General features: G+C 56.7%; 13 protein-coding genes. 7 read left to right on the forward strand and 6 right to left on the reverse strand.

The window, feature by feature from the left end:
- Positions 1-56 precede the first annotated feature (56 nt).
- A complete protein-coding gene (locus tag ACVDG8_RS01705; protein ID WP_447253129.1) occupies positions 57-1,169 on the reverse strand; it encodes a tyrosine-type recombinase/integrase in 1,113 nt (370 codons plus the stop codon).
- Between the two features lie 979 nt (positions 1,170-2,148).
- Between ACVDG8_RS01705 and ACVDG8_RS01710 the strand changes: the two genes are divergently transcribed.
- From ACVDG8_RS01710 to ACVDG8_RS01720, 3 genes are all read left to right on the forward strand, one after another.
- Positions 2,149-3,864 carry an SIR2 family protein gene (locus ACVDG8_RS01710; RefSeq protein WP_447253130.1) on the forward strand — a complete coding sequence of 572 codons (1,716 nt, stop codon included), beginning with the start codon at positions 2,149-2,151 and terminating at the stop codon, positions 3,862-3,864.
- A 407-nt stretch (positions 3,865-4,271) separates the two neighbouring features.
- Positions 4,272-4,430, forward strand: a complete 159-nt coding sequence (locus ACVDG8_RS01715) for a hypothetical protein (protein ID WP_455707500.1) — start codon at positions 4,272-4,274, stop codon at positions 4,428-4,430.
- Positions 4,427-6,850 (forward strand): AAA family ATPase, encoded by a 2,424-nt coding sequence (locus ACVDG8_RS01720; RefSeq protein WP_447253131.1) that lies wholly within the window; start codon positions 4,427-4,429, stop codon positions 6,848-6,850. The genes ACVDG8_RS01715 and ACVDG8_RS01720 overlap by 4 nt, the downstream gene beginning before the upstream one ends.
- 413 nt (positions 6,851-7,263) lie before the next feature.
- On the opposite strand, the gene ACVDG8_RS01725 is transcribed toward ACVDG8_RS01720, so the two are convergent.
- Positions 7,264-7,533: a hypothetical protein gene (locus ACVDG8_RS01725; protein WP_455707501.1), complete on the reverse strand. Its 270-nt coding sequence runs from the start codon at positions 7,531-7,533 to the stop codon at positions 7,264-7,266.
- Between the two features lie 1,329 nt (positions 7,534-8,862).
- On the opposite strand from ACVDG8_RS01725, the gene ACVDG8_RS01730 reads away from it, so the two are divergent.
- Positions 8,863-9,309 carry a hypothetical protein gene (locus ACVDG8_RS01730; protein ID WP_447253134.1) on the forward strand — a complete coding sequence of 149 codons (447 nt, stop codon included), beginning with the start codon at positions 8,863-8,865 and terminating at the stop codon, positions 9,307-9,309.
- A 158-nt stretch (positions 9,310-9,467) separates the two neighbouring features.
- Here the strand turns inward: ACVDG8_RS01730 and ACVDG8_RS01735 are convergent, their stop codons facing one another.
- The 3 genes from ACVDG8_RS01735 to ACVDG8_RS01745 are packed head-to-tail and all read right to left on the reverse strand — an operon-like array spanning position 9,468 to position 10,304.
- Positions 9,468-9,653, reverse strand: a complete 186-nt coding sequence (locus tag ACVDG8_RS01735; protein WP_447253135.1) for a hypothetical protein — start codon at positions 9,651-9,653, stop codon at positions 9,468-9,470.
- A 10-nt stretch (positions 9,654-9,663) separates the two neighbouring features.
- Positions 9,664-9,888, reverse strand: coding sequence for a hypothetical protein (locus ACVDG8_RS01740; RefSeq protein ID WP_447253136.1), 225 nt, complete (start codon positions 9,886-9,888; stop codon positions 9,664-9,666).
- Complete coding sequence (locus ACVDG8_RS01745; RefSeq protein ID WP_447253137.1) at positions 9,885-10,304, reverse strand: hypothetical protein; 420 nt, start codon at positions 10,302-10,304, stop codon at positions 9,885-9,887. Before ACVDG8_RS01745 ends, ACVDG8_RS01740 begins: the two co-directional genes overlap by 4 nt.
- A gap of 694 nt (positions 10,305-10,998) precedes the next feature.
- Between ACVDG8_RS01745 and ACVDG8_RS01750 the strand changes: the two genes are divergently transcribed.
- Both ACVDG8_RS01750 and ACVDG8_RS01755 read left to right on the forward strand, forming a co-directional pair.
- Positions 10,999-11,379, forward strand: a complete 381-nt coding sequence (locus ACVDG8_RS01750; protein ID WP_447253138.1) for a hypothetical protein — start codon at positions 10,999-11,001, stop codon at positions 11,377-11,379.
- Positions 11,380-11,417: 38 nt separating this feature from the next.
- Positions 11,418-12,227 (forward strand): hypothetical protein, encoded by an 810-nt coding sequence (locus tag ACVDG8_RS01755; RefSeq protein WP_447253139.1) that lies wholly within the window; start codon positions 11,418-11,420, stop codon positions 12,225-12,227.
- 128 nt (positions 12,228-12,355) lie between these two features.
- On the opposite strand, the gene ACVDG8_RS01760 is transcribed toward ACVDG8_RS01755, so the two are convergent.
- Positions 12,356-12,613: a hypothetical protein gene (locus tag ACVDG8_RS01760; protein ID WP_447253140.1), complete on the reverse strand. Its 258-nt coding sequence runs from the start codon at positions 12,611-12,613 to the stop codon at positions 12,356-12,358.
- A 1,100-nt stretch (positions 12,614-13,713) separates the two neighbouring features.
- Here ACVDG8_RS01760 and ACVDG8_RS01765 point away from each other — a divergent pair.
- Positions 13,714-15,099, forward strand: coding sequence for a DUF4011 domain-containing protein (locus ACVDG8_RS01765; protein ID WP_455707502.1), 1,386 nt, complete (start codon positions 13,714-13,716; stop codon positions 15,097-15,099).
- Positions 15,100-15,274 lie beyond the last annotated feature (175 nt).

Consider the following 15,274-nt stretch of genomic DNA (forward strand, 5'->3'; position numbering starts at 1 on the left):
CCCGGTCCGGAGTGTAGCGCAGCCCGGTAGCGCACTTGACTGGGGGTCAAGGTTGCTCAGGCCGATTTCTTCCGAATTTTCAAGGTTTTAGCAGCCTTCTCTTCTCGTCCGGTGTGATTTCCGGTGTGATTGGCTGCTTCCATGGCCACACGCATATCTTCGATCATCACATGCGCATATTTGGCCGTGGTGGCAATGTCTTCATGGCCGAGCATCCGCTGGACGATCTTCATGTTGCCGGTGCGCAAGGTCCTTGTCGCCGCGGTGTGGCGCGTATCATGAAACCGGAAGTTCTCAACGCCCGATTTGTCTCGATAGCGTCGCCAGGCCGTCTTGAAACCTTCCATCGTGATCGGATATCGCAGGCCTCTCTCGAGCTTAAGGCGCTTGTTGGTCCTTCGAGCAACATACGTGAACACTGAAACCGCATGGTTGCCCTTCAGCGACCAAAGGAGCGTGTGCACGGAGTCGGTCATTGGGAGGATTCTGGTCTTGTCCCCCTTCCCCCTGACGGTGATTGTCCTGCCGATGAAGTCGACGCTCGACCACATCAGATCGACGATCTCCATACGGCGACACCCCGTCAGCAGTGCAAAGCGAACGGCCGGCGCGTAGTCACCTCGCATTGCATCGAGCAGACGTCGCTCTTCATCCTGGCTCGCTTCGCGGATCCGTTCCTTCGGTTCTTTGAGCATATGCCTGCCCCAGTCGATATCGCTGACGGGCACCTTCCAAGTCTTCTTCGCGCGCGTCATGATCCCCCGCAGGGGCACCGCCGCCGTGCGGTTCACGGTGGCGTTGCTGACGCCATCGCCACGACGCCGAGACACCATTGCGGCGATCATTGAATCCGTGATCTTGTCGAGCGTGACGTGCTTCCCAAAATGGTCGAGGATCCAGCCGATAAAGCGGTAGCAATTGGCCGAGTTGGCCAGGTGCTGGCCCACCTCCAGCCAATAGCGGGAAGCGGCGATCTCGAGCGTCATCGGCCCTTCCGCGGTGAAGCTGGCAGCCTTCTTGAGATTGCTTGAGGCCTCCTGTCGCTTCTGCTCTAGGATCCGCTCCGCCTGGCGTTTGTTGCTCGTGCCCGTGGGACCGAAAAATCGACGACCGCGAAGCTTGAAGTCATAGGTATATTCTGGTTTGCCGTGTTTTCGGTATAGCGGCATGCCTTTTGGCTCCGTTTTTCAATGAAGTCGGTGAGATCGCAGTGCCGATAACGCCGCGTCGGCCTCTTGCCTTCGAGGCCTATGTTCACCCAACGCAAGGCGCCCTCGTTCGTCAGCTCAAGCAGATGCTTGGGGGTGACGGCGAGGATGGCAGCGGCCTGAGCGGGTGTGAGTAATGTCGACACGTTTTCGATATAGCGGTCGGGCAACCGTCCCGCTTCACGAATTGTAACCCGGCCCGTAAGGCTTCGTGTGGCGGCGCCCTCGCTCTCTCAGGCAAGTTCCAGAGAGGATTGAACTCTGGTTATCTCTAATAACATCAATGACTTAGTAGTCATTTTGTAACATTGTGACGCTCAACAAAATGACATCCGTCCTGGTCGCTATGCGCGCCGCGATATCGGACGCACTGCACCGTTTCGCCGGCGCGAGCCCCTCCTATGCCTTGGCCTCTGCCTGCGTTAGCATAGCCGCAAATTAGCTATGCCTGACGAATCGGATTTCGCGGAGGGGCGAAAGTTCATGGAAATGCAGCAGGTCCGCTATTTTCTGACTCTGTCCAGCACGCTGAACTTCACCAGGGCGACCGAAGAGTGCAACTCAGCCTGCGCTGACGCGAGCATCAAGACGCTTAGTTGGGGGGCGAGCTCCTCCGGTGCGAGCGCCAGCATTCGCACCTGACCGCACTTAGCCGGCGCATGCTGCCCTTGCTGGAGCAATGTTGCGATGCCGCCGCTCCCGCCAAGTCGTTCGCCAAGGCTACAAGGGCCACGCGGCGTCAAACCCCATAAGGTTGCTAAACGCGACCGGCAACCAGATGCCCTGGCATTGGTAGGCGCGGATAGCGCCAAGTCGATTGGCGATCTCTGAGCTTGAATATTACGACCTTGTATAGCAAAGTGTTGCCTTGAACTCTATCACTTAAAGTAAAGTCTGTGATGCCCAAATGTGCCGCACGGCTTAGCAAAACTGGAATTGCATGCCTACGGCTTGGGAAATCTCAATCTCGGAAACCATCCAATTGCTCGACGGCCCCCTTCGCGAGTTCTCGGACGGCGTTGCGGACGATCGCTATGCTGTCTGGCTCGGCGCTGGAGTGTCGCTCGGCAAATTGCTTGGCTTGAAAGGGATCGCGGAGGCTGTCTTGGAGCATGTCCGCTCCAAGGTGGAAGTGGGCAACGCGGTCTGCGCTTTTCGCGCTAGTTTGAATGATATCCTCGCGCTAGTGACATTAGACGCTGCGCAGCGAGCGGCGATCGACTTTTCGACCCCTGTTGCGACCTGGGTGCCTATCGAACAAATAAAGCAGCAGCTCGTCGATCGTTATGCTGTGATGCTAGATCAGTTCCCGGCCACACAGAAAGTTGATTACCTGGTATGGAACGGAGTTAAGGTCGTCGAGCGGTATTCCGACCCCGCGACGACGCCTGGCCCTGAACATCTCGGACTCGCGGCTTTGATCATGGAAGGCGTGGCGTCGGATTGTGCAAGTGCCAATTGGGACGATCTGATCGAGAAGGCGATGCGCGTCGTCGATGGCCTGAACTCAGTAGTGCTACAGGTCAGGGTGGTCCCAACTGACGTCCAACAAAATCTTCGGAGAGCGCGACTCTACAAATTCCACGGCTGCGCCGCGCTAGCGGGTCAAAACGAGCTCGTCTATCGCTCGCGGATTGTCGGTCGACAGTCTCAAATCGACGGGTGGGCTGCCAAGGCAGAAAATTTCGTCATGGCTGCAAAACTGTTGGACCTGGCTATATCAAAAGGCACGCTGATGCTCGGACTTTCAGCGCAGGACACCAACATCCAAGATGTGTTTGTCCGCGCAGCGGCGCAGCTTCCTGCGAGCTTCCCAACTCACCCACCCGCGGTGATGGTATCGGAAGATCAGATAGGTGTTCGTCAGCGAACTTTGCTGCAGAACTTTTACCGAGACGACTATCCGAGGCAGTCGGCAGCGATCCACATCTCGTCCTTGGTTAGGGCCTACGCTAGCACCCTACTGCCAGCCCTTTGGCTGCACGTGATATGTGCGAAACTGCTGGCAATGATTGACGTCGGGGCTGCTCACCTGCCCTCAGGCGACCGTGGCGACTTGCGGCGGGGGCTGCAGCGGTTGCGGGACTTGGCCGCCGGCGCGGCGACTGTGGACAATCACGAGGTGTTTATGCAGGCTGCGCTCTCGCTGCTCGGCCGAGGTATTCGCTTGTTCAATCGCGGTCGCGATCGAGCGGCAGATGAAGGGATCTACGTTCCATGGACAGATGTCGGCGTAACCCGGACTCTCACTATGCCGCACCTCGACTCGTCGGGACTGGTTGAGCTCGCGTTGGGGCTTGCGATCATCGGGCACGGCGAACGCCAAGGCCATTGGACCTGTGCGGTCTCTAATCCAGCCGATACTAAATCTGGCGCTATCACCCTAAATGGCGTCGCCGCTAGCTCCCAAATTTTCTTTGCGAGCAGCGCTCATGCTGCGGCGCAGATGTTCGTCAACGGCCACTTGAACGACGACGACGACGCTGTCGTGGTGCACAGCTTCGAGCCACCGGAGCGGGCTGCACGACATCCAACGCGAGCGCCAGGGCGAACGGGTAAGGTTCAACTCCGTGAATTGAGTGTATCCTCGATCAAGAACGGCGCAGTGAGTCTCGACGCTCTTCTGCAGCGATTTAAGGCAGAGGCAGCGCTATGACCGAAACCACACCCGTCGAGCGCGTAGCGCGCATGCTAGAGAGCGCGAGTTTTCAACGTATACCAGCTCCACTGCAGATCGGTGGCTTGAAGTTCGATACTCCAGCTGCATTCGTGGGCCAATCACCATCCCCTGACCTGGTAGTTGTGGGAGATTCCGCCACTCAGACGGCGAGAGACCTACAGAATATTGTCGAAGGGGTTGGCCGCGCGCTTGACGTCGTCCGGTCGCGTAGACCGCTGACTCTGGTGCTTGTAGGTCCCCGGCTGGAGTCGGGCGCGCTAGCACAGCTATCCCGCTATGCCCGGGTCCTCCCCGTTGGCGAGACTGCGGACGACGCGAGCCTCAAAAATTGGCTCGCGGTTCTCCTACCACTCAAGCTTCCCAAACCTGTTGAAGCAAGGGGCATGGACTGTCTCGAGGAACTGCGCGCCTCTTCGAACGCAGAGCAGCGAGAGTTGATTAACCTCGCCACCAGCGGAGCGGGGTCAGTCGCCGACCGATTTATTGGGATGGTCGAGCAGCCGTTCGACGAAAAACCGACGGCTAAAGGGGGCGAAGGATGAATGCCCGACTCACCTCATTGGTAGTCGAAGATTTCCGGAGCATCCGTGGTTTGCAAAGGATCTCATTGGATGCCCCGGCCGTGTTAATACATGGGCCAAACGGAACTGGCAAAACGAGCCTGCTATCGGCTATAGAGTTCGCAGCAACTGGCGCTGTCGCCTCCCTTGGGCGGTTCGACCCAAGCTATACTCAATACCTGCCGCACAAGAAAAGTGCGACAGGAAAATGCCGCATCCGGATAGAGGCGACTGGCCTCGTCACAACGTCCGCTGAAGTGGATGGCGATGGTTCGCGCATTTGGGGCAAGGCGCTGCTAAACGACGATCTAAGCCGATTTTTCACTGAGCGTTGCTACCTTCCGCAAGCTGCGCTCGGACGTTTGCTCGAAATCTATGAGCATCAGGACAGCCGGCGAACCGACTCCCCGCTCACCCGGTTCGTGAAGGAGTTACTCGGACTTGAAGCGCTAGATGCGCTGATTGACGGCCTTCACGCGAGTGGCGATGTGCGGAGATTTCGAGAACCCGCGCCGCGCTACTGGTTGGCACGGTCGGGCACCTCTCCCGCCTTGCGGAAAGCAAACGCTGAAAGCGCCAGCAAGACTGCCATCGAGGTGCTAGCAGCAGCCGAACAGAAGTTGAGAGCCTTGCTTGATGGTCTTGCCCCACCTGGGACGTCTTTGGATGCGACGTCTTTGGCTCCTCACCTTGAAAAATTGCAAGAACAGGTGGAGGAGCGGCTTACCGAATTGGCGCGTCGGCGTCGCGACTTGAACGCCGCTGCGAGCCAGTTGGCAGATGCTGTCGGCGACGGGACAAACCAGCGCCAGATTGTCGAGGCAGCGGCGTCGAATGCTCGCAAAGCGTTGGAATCATGGACCAGCGGACCTGGGAAGCAACTGCGTGATCTGTTCGATGTGATACGCTGGCGATTTGCTCAGTTGCCAGTGTCCACCGGTGACTCAGAGGCGACGAGCGACTTGGCCACGACCCTCGTCACGACCGAGTTGGAGCGCTTGAGAGAGCTGTTGGAGGATGACGAAGCCGCTGGGGAGGCGCTTGCCGATGTGCAGGAGTCACTACGGCAAGGACGAGCGCGATTGGCAAACATCGATGAGGAACTAGAGCGCGACAAAGGCGCAAACCAGGAGCTTGCGCAGGCGCTTACCGCCATCTCGTCCCATATTGAGGACGAAACCTGTCCGGTCTGCGGTCGGGACTTTAGTGAAGTGTCCGACACCCCGTTGGCTGCCCATGTGTCCCAAGAGGTGCAACGACTGATATTCGCCGCCGGTCGAGTTCAAAGCTTGGTGAGAGATCGATCAGCAACAATTGCGGCGGTGACCCTCGCTCAACGCCGCGAGAGCGAGTTGACTGCGCAGCTTCTTTCAGCTGACCAGCGTGACACCAATAAACTTGATGTTGCCCAGCTCAGCGAATGGAAGAATAGCCTTGCGGCTCAGCGCGACGCGGCCGTGCAGGGCGCCGTCTTGCAAAGACAATCGTCGGCGGCGGCCCGCCAACTCTCTGTTATCAATACGAGACAAGCCGGTGTGAGCGGGCTTAGAGCCGAGCTCTCACAGCATGCCGAGGCCTTGGGCCGACCCACCGCTCTAGAAGATGTCCCCCTCGAGGCTGCTCTCGCCGATTTGACCGCCTTTGTAGAAAGTGAAGAAGCCACGGCTCAGCAAATCAAAATGCGTCTTGCCGACATCGAAACCACTCTTGGCCAGCTAACGCTTGCCCGCGGCAACGAGACCGATGCAACCGCAGCGCTAAGGGCGGCGACGGATGAACTCACGTTGAATGGGATTCGCCGTGAAGAGGCCGAACGTCGCATCGCCGGGGGCAAGGAGTTGGCGACGCGGGCGCAAGCCCTCCGCACGACCAAGGTCAAACAGGTTTTCAATGATGAGCTGAACAGCGTTTGGCGAGAGCTATTCATCCGACTTGCGCCAGAAGAGGCTTTCGTGCCGGCGTTCGCGCTGCCCACGACCTCCAGTGGGTCGGTTGAGGCAGTTCTCGAGACCATCTATCGATCCGGCGGCAAGGGAGGGAACCCGCGTGCCATGCTCAGCGCGGGTAACCTGAACACCGCGGCTTTAACGCTTTTCCTGGCACTCAACCTCTCAGCTAAGCCGCTCTTACCCTGGATTATCATCGATGATCCCGTGCAAAGCATGGACGACGTCCACATCGCCCAGTTCGCTGCGCTTTTGAGGACGCTCAAGCGCGAAGGACGGCAAATCATACTAGCCGTCCACGACCGCCAGCTCTTCGACTACCTAGCGTTGGAGCTGAGCCCGACATTCAACGGCGATCGGCTCATTACTGTCGAACTCGGCCGCAGCGCAGACGACATGACGACCGCAAGCTGGACGCCTACGGTCTTCGAACCGGACAGAGCTTTCGCTGCATAGCTGCTCGCGCAGCAGATTCGCTGATCCGGGACAGAACGGCTTACTGAGGCTGATTCCTTTTGGAATTTACCTTCTGCGCCTGCAACCACTCGCTTGCCCGGCGATCGGCTGCGCGAGGGCCGCCCGGTTTGCTTATCGTCGGACTTATGAGATGTGCTCGCCATACTCATGGCCAGGAACGCGCGCTGAGAGAGAAGCTAGTAGCGATCAGGCTCGTCACAACGCATCGACCAACATTGGTCCTTCCGGCGAAAAGGACGACACGTAATATTTCTGCGACCTCCAGCCGCGGAAATGATTCATTGAGATGGCATCGTCCTTGCCCAGCTGTGTCAAGTCGGAGATTTCCCAAAACACGGCCCAATGACCTGTATTGTCAGCGTGGTATTTCTCCGTTGAACTCGGACGATATTTCATGCCTTGGGGATGAGCGCCCCTTTTGCCTCGACATGGCCAATGTATCGTGCCTGCCATCTCACCTTGGGCGGGCCAAGCTTTGTGCTGTCCGAGGCATAAATAAAGGCGTCAACGGACTGGCTCTCCCTGGCGATATCAAGATCGCGAAAAACTTGCCAAGCTCGTGAGCCATAGGCGACCTTGCCCACCGACGCACACACCTTCAGTCCGCTCAGAAGATGCTCCTCTGGAACGGGAGCTAGCAAAGCGACAGCCTGTTCTTTCATAATCTACACCCCGGCACATTCATCACGTCGTCCCCCGAGTGAAGTGATCATCTACACCGCGATGCGACCATTTTTCGGCTTGACGAACAACCTTGAGACGACGCGCCTGAGGCCGTTCCAAGCTTCCTCGTCGATCTCGGCCTTAACCGCGACACGCAGCCCATTGCCCTGCAGAATCGTCCTCCACCGATACCAGATCCGGCGTCGGCACTGGCCCGCCCTCGGTGAGCGCATCCACTATCCACGTCGTCGATCGAACTCGAACAAAGTCACCCGGCTGAAATGAAAGTTTGCCCATCACAAAGAATCCCACACACACATTAACATGATCGACCTTAGTCGATGCGGTCAACTCGTAGGTGGTGGCTCACTTGAAATTTGGCCGCCTGCGATAAGTTGCCAGCAACTTTGGCATTATGGCTCGCATCGAAACGCTGCTGCCCCGATTCACCCAAGCAGCTCCGATGCGAACCCACGATGAAGTATCGCCTTCAACTACAGGCCTAAGACTCTGAGCGCTGGACGGACCAGAATCTGACCGAACAACTTTTCGTTACCAAAGCGTGAAGTGTTGCCTAAATTATAAATTGCTGTTCATTTGGAACAGTATCAATTGCCGAGGTGATGTCTCTAGATTTTTGGGAGGAATGCATGGCGCGGCGGCGAACTATCAGCAGGGATAAGCTACATCAGCTTATTGAGGACGTTTTCGGGAAGACAGAATCCATTTCCTTCAAATCTGTGGCGCTTTCTGTTCCTGGGGCATCTCAGGGATGCTGCTTGGTGGTAATTCCAGGAGACCCCGATTCTCGCATTAGATCGACCAAAGAGCAATATGAAGCGATGAAGCGTTCAATCGGCGCGCGCGGCAAGGTCATTTGGGACCCAAATCCTTGCTAGAAGGTGCATATAGTGCTGCCATTCAAATAACGATCAGATCCGATTTCGCTCATTACGTGGAGGGATTTTATGCGGCTAATAGCGCGGTGTTGCGCGGCTTTTACGGCCGCAATTCTGCCGGGGTGCGCAAGTCCGCACTACGACGTTAAATACACTAATAATGAGCCTGACCTCACCGATATCGCCACCCGCATTCAATGCGAGATTGCTGACATGTTACGGGATCAGTCTCAAAGTAAAGATGGTAAGGTTTATAATCACAGAGACTCGTTCATAACAGGCAACTACGAAATAGCATCTTCATTGAACCTAGGAGTAACTCAATCAGTCGGAGCGACCCCGACGTTCGGATATACGCACGCGCTTACGGCAGGTCGCCTGTTCAAATTTGGCATAGGCGCCGAACTGTCTGGAAGCAGAGACGACAACATGAGCGCCACCATGTTCTTCTCTGTTGCTGAGACAATGGACGCATTGAAACATAAAGATTCCTATTTGGATTGCCCTCAAGCGACGAGCAACCTTGCGGGAGATCTGGACCTACAATCTGTAGTGTCTGCTAACATGCCGCTGCATAGCGTTGACAAAAGCAAGGCAGGCGCATCAGGACAATTCGGGAAAACGATTACCTTTACTCTGACTGAGAATCTCAGTGGAGTCGGACCAACCTGGACAATGAAAGAGGGCAGTGGACCAGGAGGATTCGGTAAAATTGGCAGGGTTTATACGAATAAACTATCGATTGCCTTCGTGGAGGGTCCCGCTCCAGGAAAAATTCCGGGAGCGGATACTAAGGCTGCGGCGAAGCAGGCGCTTGCTGACGTAAAAGCGGACGATTTGATACGGACCTTGAATGCCGTGAGAAGCGGATTTTGACCGCACCGCCGATTGTAGCAGCGCAGGCATAGCATGCTCTATACTTAGTGCATCTCCTGTGTCTCGCGCGCACGGCCCTGACGAACATTAGGCCGCGCCGGCCGAAGCTCGGCGCTCCTCCAACTTGCTCAGGCGGTCCAGAACTTCCAGCGTCAGATTCATTCCTGCCGCTCCAGCAATTCGCGTTGAAGTGGGTCACCGCCGGCGAGAAGATTCTCGAGCTCTTCCTCCACCTTGGTCAGATCAGCCTGAATTTCCTCGCGCTCCCTCTCATCGGCGGGCGAGAGCTGCCACATGCCATCTATGGACTTGAGGAGCTGGCGCAGATGGGAGGCTTGGATCATAGACGTCGGATCAGTAGACGCTCATCGATACACCACATGCCAGTCGTCGCGGGCCATTTCTTCCTGGGTGAGCATTTGTCCAGCCGTCGCGCAGGTGAGCCTCATTCGTGCGGAAGAGCTCAAGCCAGTCCTTATTGTCCACGGTGACCGACCATTCGTGCGCCGAGCCGGGATAGGTGAGGACGGCCGGCAGCCTGGCGCGGTCCATGGTATCGATGATGTCTGTGAGCGTCATGCCTGCTCACCCCAGGCGCTCGAACAGATCGCCACACAGCGCCAGTATTCGCTCCGCTGATTCTTATCCCACTTGTCCTCATTGGCGGCTCGGTGATCGTGCTGGACGGAAAGGTCTTTGCTGACCATCAAAAGCAGGCTTGCAGCCAAGCGCCGGGCGTGCGTTCGATAGTCGGAAGGCGTGATCACGACGTCGGGATTGGTGTTGCGCTCCTGCAGCCATTTAATCGTCTGCTCGGGCTTATCCATGGTGATCCTGTCCCAGTTCTGGACGTCCCAGTCGAGCGACTGCTCAACGGCGTAGCCGTGTTGGAGAGCCCGGATCATCGCCTGATCGTCCGCATGCTGGATTATGATTGCCTCCTGCTCGGCCTCGGAGGTCGGGTTGAGGATCGCGCTGCCGATGGCGGTGTTCATGGTAGTGCCTCGTTCTTGATGGCGTCCTCAGTCGAGTCGCCGAAGCCGTTATCCGTTATCCGTTACGCGTATTTTACGGCCCTGCGCTTGTCTTCCGTTCAGCGTCCCACACGGAGCGGTGCATTGGTGAAATTTTTGCTCCGGCAACAAAAGGCATCCCCTAGATCTAACCATGGAAAACCTAGGACTTCCATCTATGGGGCTCATCCAGTCTCGCGAATAAAGTCGATTGGTTCCCCGAAATCGAGGTGATCCTCGTCGGCTTCCTCCAATGGCACCTAGGACCGACACAGATTGCCGTCATGATGCCTCTGTGCAGTGCGCTTACGTCGCCGACCCCACCCGCCTGCGGCATTGACCGAACCTAGGCACCATGCTCTGGCGATCGCTAGCGCTTGAGCGCACCTAGGTCGAAGCTCAACCGACTGGCTACCGCCAGGGGCTGAGATGTGTGGAACCTTGCTGTTAGCGCCTGCTTCCGGGATCCGCGAGATAGTGCCAGCAAGACATCTGCTGAGAGACCATCGATACCATTTGCTCGACGCACTAACGTCCTTTCATTCGCATAAAGTATCGAATACGGGATATCCTTTTCAAGCACTAGAACCGAGACCGCATACCGCGCGCGCTTGAAACTTTGGATAAACTGGGCCACAGTTCGTTCTTTCTACTTCTACCCTAGGATAGGCGGGAGATGGCAATCAAAAAAGATGTGCCGGCGAAGAATGTGACCGTCGCGGAAGCGTTCGGTGATCTTCGTTCACAACTGGCCGAAATTTTCACACAGCACGATATTACCGGTAACGTGGAGGTCGAACTCGCCATATCGTTCAAGGTTACAGAAGGGACTGGCAGCGCGGGGAAGTGGTTCCTCGACATCTCTGACGCCTGGCAGGAGCGCGGCGAGGCGAAGCACAAGGTGAAGCTCCGGCTGGAACCCCGGTCCTTCCGCGATGACGTGATGGTGAGCGGCCAGGTGAGTGGTGTGAGGGTCGGTAAGGTGCGAGCCGGCGGTGACCTTAACGTCGAGTCCATTGTTCGAAATGAAGACTACAAACCTCCCAAAAAGCGATGATAAAAGAACCACTACCCCCTGACGCAGGTGACGTGAGTATGGCCGCCGAACAGAGGCCGTGTTTCTACAAAGAAATCATCTTCGCCCCATCGGTTGAAAACCCAAGACGACTAGTCTTCATTGCTGCGCTTGACGCGCCGAAACCGCCTGATGAACTACTTTTGCTGCGACAGGATTATGAACGCACTGCGCGTGTTGTTTCGGTATTATTTGAGGATGATGAAAGGGAACGAAAAGATATATTCTTGCTGCTCCACGAAGCAGCTGACCGCGGCATGCGCGGGACAACGTTTAGTATTGAAGACGGACGAGCTAACCTCGTCGAGGCACGAGAGACGATTTTGGACTACGCTCACAATATTCGAAGTAAGCGTTTAAGAGAATACACATTACTGCTCGTAGTTTTCGGAGTAATCCCTTTGATTGTCGGTGCAGTTGTGTTTCTCACGAGCGCTTTTGGCTGGCTCAGTCGGCCAGCTACTGGCCAACCCTATGATCCGCTCTTCGCTTGGATCCTCGCTGCTTTCTGGATCCCAGCGGGCGCTGCCATTTGTGTCTGGGGCGAGTTCGCTCTTCGAATGCAGGCCGGCCTTTCCTACGAGCAATTGTTGAACATGGACCCCAGTCGATGGCGACCCGGGCAGCGGCTGCTCATCACCGTCGGAATCTCTTTCATATTTGCCTTCCTGCTCGCTTATGATGCGATCCAAGTTGGTCTTGGCAGCATGCTTTTGAACGATTTCGCCAAGAAGACTCCCGCTATGGCATTAGCGGTGGGCGGCGTGACAGGCCTCGCATTTGCTGCAGTGCAGGACGTCATCTTCCGAATGAAACCCGCCGCGAAATAGTGTTGAACCGCGTGAGGCTATGCCAGCCCAGGCCCGGTTAAAGTCGGGTGGGCGTTCGGTTTCTCCGACACATGGTCCGAGAAGGGTCAAACTCGGCGGATCAGACTGATCGGGTTTCGGCCTTGGCGTTACTCAAGATCTTTGGTCAATCTTCCTGCCGCCCACACCACCAAAGAGGGCGCGTTGTATCTTTCTAAACACGACCGATAGTTCGGATCCGCTCCCTTCGAGAACTTGCGGATCACGCCGATGATCTCCCGCTCGTTTGCTGAGAACTCACCCACGATTTCCCGAAAAGCTGCGCGGTCCTGTTCATTGCCGTGCTGCGTGAGCGCCAAGACAAACATCTCACGATGATCGGTTTCTAGTGCCTTGCCGATGCTCACAACGCGATGTAGCGGAACCTTGATCGACCGTTTTTCAACATCGAAACGACGTTGTCGTTAACAAGCCCGATCTCTCTGGCTATGTCCCTTTGGCTCTTTCGATGGCTCAGTTCATAGATGCGTTTGTCCAAAAATTTGGCAATCCATATCAGACCGCGATAGCGGATTGCGATTTTCCCGTCAAACGACCCAAGTTGACTTCCTTATCATTGGATAATTAATCTTAGTATATAGCTTACAAGGTAGAATTTTCACTCTAAACATGATTTCTCCGTCGAATATATACATGAGTGAATTATGACTTACTGTGGCTTGGCTCGAAGCACATGCACGGAGATCTGTGACGACACCGAGCCGACGAGACGAAAACGGCCCGAGCCCGGAAGTGCCTGTCGCTAGGTTGATGCGACTCGGATAGAGGCCATCCAAGTCGAGCGAGGCTGGGAGGACACTTCTCAAGGGACCCTCTAGCCCGCAGCGCATGATTCGAAGTCAAGGGGCGCCTCATAATCCTGCGCACCGGCCACTGCGTTCAGGATGTTCAACTCGCACTTGATACTTGAATGATTGCGTGATGCTTGCATCGCGTCGGATTCGCTTATGACGCTATTCGTCTTTTTTCTTGGGGGACGTGGCAGGTCTGGCCGATCATCAGAAGTGGCCAAAAGGGCTTGAGATCCCGGCAACATAAACGTGCGCCCTCATCACCGGATTTCGAATTGCACGCTTTTGGCGCCTACCCGCGTTCGGCGATCCCGTGCTCCAGGATGTCGACACCGAAAGTCGCTCTGTTCCAGACCGAGGCGTGTTCGTCCCATTAATGCGATTGAAAAACACTGGCGGTTGGCGTGAAGCGCGGGTTGGCTATTCTGCTGACCCAAAAGGACTTCCAGGCGGCAACTGAACGCAATTCACCTGTGATCATTCTAGCAAACACTTGATTCCAACAGTGGCGACAACCTAGGCTAGATCAGACAAAAAGAAAGAGGGGCTTGGGGTGGCTAACGCCTTAATGATGCGCGCGAAGCACGGCGACAACTGTGCCGTTGACGGCGCCCGAATATTTTCGATCCACAATCCTGAATTTCGCGATCAGACTAATGCTTGAAGTCAATACAAAGGCGATTTCTAGGGTTCTGGAAGCGGCCAGGCGCAAGCTCCTCGAAACCGGAACGCGAAACCGGCTGATCCACGTCAACAGGGCCAATCAGCGGGCGAACTGTCTGAACGTGATCAACGAACGCTCGGACGACATTTTCGCGCTCCTGCGCATTCAGGGTAAGCGCATGCGCTTCAAGGCGATGGGCAAGGACAAGGCGGAGGAGGGGCACGAAATGCTGCTCGCCTCGCCCGACGATGATCGCGAAGCCGGTCCCGAACGGTATGGCGACAATTTTATCGAGACGCCCCTTGGGCCGGAAGCGCTGGCACGGCGTCTACTGCGGCTGGCTCATGATGCGAAGACGGCGGAAGAAGAACAGGGTCTCAACATCCTTTATCTGGCCATGGGCTTCCTCCGCTGGCGCGAGAGCCCGACATCCGAAATTCAGCGTGAGGCGCCGCTGGTCCTCCTGCCGGTGCAGCTGGTGCGCAACGAGCGCACCTCGACTTTCGATATCTTGTCCCGCGACGATGACATCACCACGAACCTGCCCCTGCAGGAGCGGCTGAGGCAGGATTTCGGGATCGTCCTGCCGGAGATCGACGAGATCGAAGGATGGAGCCCGGCGCAGTATTTCGCGCTTGTGGGAGAAACGGTTTCAGCACAATCGGGCTGGTCAATCGATGCCGACGGGATGCAGATCGGCTTCTTCTCCTTCGCCAAGCTCCTCATGCACCGTGACCTAGACCAGGCGAATTGGCCGGATGGCTCGCTCGCCGACAACGATTTGCTTGCCGGACTTCTGGCAGACGGGTTCGAGGCGGATACCCCGCTCTTTGGATCCGGGGACAGACTCGACGATCACCTTGATCCGGCCCAAATCATTCAGGTGATCGACGCCGATGCGTCGCAGACCAAGGTCATCGAAGAAGTCCGGAGAGGTGCAAGCTTGGTGGTGCAAGGTCCGCCGGGAACTGGTAAGTCGCAGACCATCACCAACATCATTGCGGCGGCGGCCCACGACGGAAAGTCAGTGCTTTTCGTCGCCGAGAAAATGGCTGCGCTTTCGGTCGTGCATGACCGTCTGGTAAAGGCAGGACTGCGCGACATCTGCCTTGAACTACATTCGCGCACGGCCAACAAGAAGGCTCTGGCGCAGGAACTCGGCCGAACGCTCATGGCCAGTGCGCGTGCTTTGCCGGGGGCCGCCGATCCTGCCCAGCTTCGCCTCACTCGCGACGAGCTGAACCGGATCACGACCCTTTTGCACACCCTCTTCCGCCGAGCAACGAGAGCCCCTTCCGCGCAATCTCGGAAATCATTGGCTTCATCGGCCAGGGGGCAAACGCACCCTCGATTTCGGAGCATGGTCTGGGGACACTGACACGAGAGGCACGCCAGCGGGCGTTGGCGGCTATATCCGGCTTCGTCGCGGCGCTCGAAACGGCAGGGCCGCCAGAAGCGCACCCATTCCGCGGAACCATGGAGCTCGATCTGCAACCAACTGATTTGATGCGCCTCGGGAGCGAGTTGACCGGCGCGACGAATGCGATCTCGGA

The organism is Mesorhizobium sp. ORM8.1, assembly GCF_053005525.2.

Excerpts from the sequence above, each read along its gene's own strand:
- ACVDG8_RS01705 (WP_447253129.1), bottom strand. The coding sequence starts at position 1,169 with ATGCCGCTATACCGAAAACACGGCAAACCAGAATATACCTATGACTTC.
- ACVDG8_RS01710 (WP_447253130.1), top strand. The coding sequence starts at position 2,149 with ATGCCTACGGCTTGGGAAATCTCAATCTCGGAAACCATCCAATTGCTC.
- ACVDG8_RS01715 (WP_455707500.1), top strand. The coding sequence starts at position 4,272 with ATGGACTGTCTCGAGGAACTGCGCGCCTCTTCGAACGCAGAGCAGCGA.
- ACVDG8_RS01720 (WP_447253131.1), top strand. The coding sequence starts at position 4,427 with ATGAATGCCCGACTCACCTCATTGGTAGTCGAAGATTTCCGGAGCATC.
- ACVDG8_RS01725 (WP_455707501.1), bottom strand. The coding sequence starts at position 7,533 with ATGAAAGAACAGGCTGTCGCTTTGCTAGCTCCCGTTCCAGAGGAGCAT.
- ACVDG8_RS01730 (WP_447253134.1), top strand. The coding sequence starts at position 8,863 with ATGAGCGCCACCATGTTCTTCTCTGTTGCTGAGACAATGGACGCATTG.
- ACVDG8_RS01735 (WP_447253135.1), bottom strand. The coding sequence starts at position 9,653 with ATGATCCAAGCCTCCCATCTGCGCCAGCTCCTCAAGTCCATAGATGGC.
- ACVDG8_RS01740 (WP_447253136.1), bottom strand. The coding sequence starts at position 9,888 with ATGACGCTCACAGACATCATCGATACCATGGACCGCGCCAGGCTGCCG.
- ACVDG8_RS01745 (WP_447253137.1), bottom strand. The coding sequence starts at position 10,304 with ATGAACACCGCCATCGGCAGCGCGATCCTCAACCCGACCTCCGAGGCC.
- ACVDG8_RS01750 (WP_447253138.1), top strand. The coding sequence starts at position 10,999 with ATGGCAATCAAAAAAGATGTGCCGGCGAAGAATGTGACCGTCGCGGAA.
- ACVDG8_RS01755 (WP_447253139.1), top strand. The coding sequence starts at position 11,418 with ATGGCCGCCGAACAGAGGCCGTGTTTCTACAAAGAAATCATCTTCGCC.
- ACVDG8_RS01765 (WP_455707502.1), top strand. The coding sequence starts at position 13,714 with ATGCTTGAAGTCAATACAAAGGCGATTTCTAGGGTTCTGGAAGCGGCC.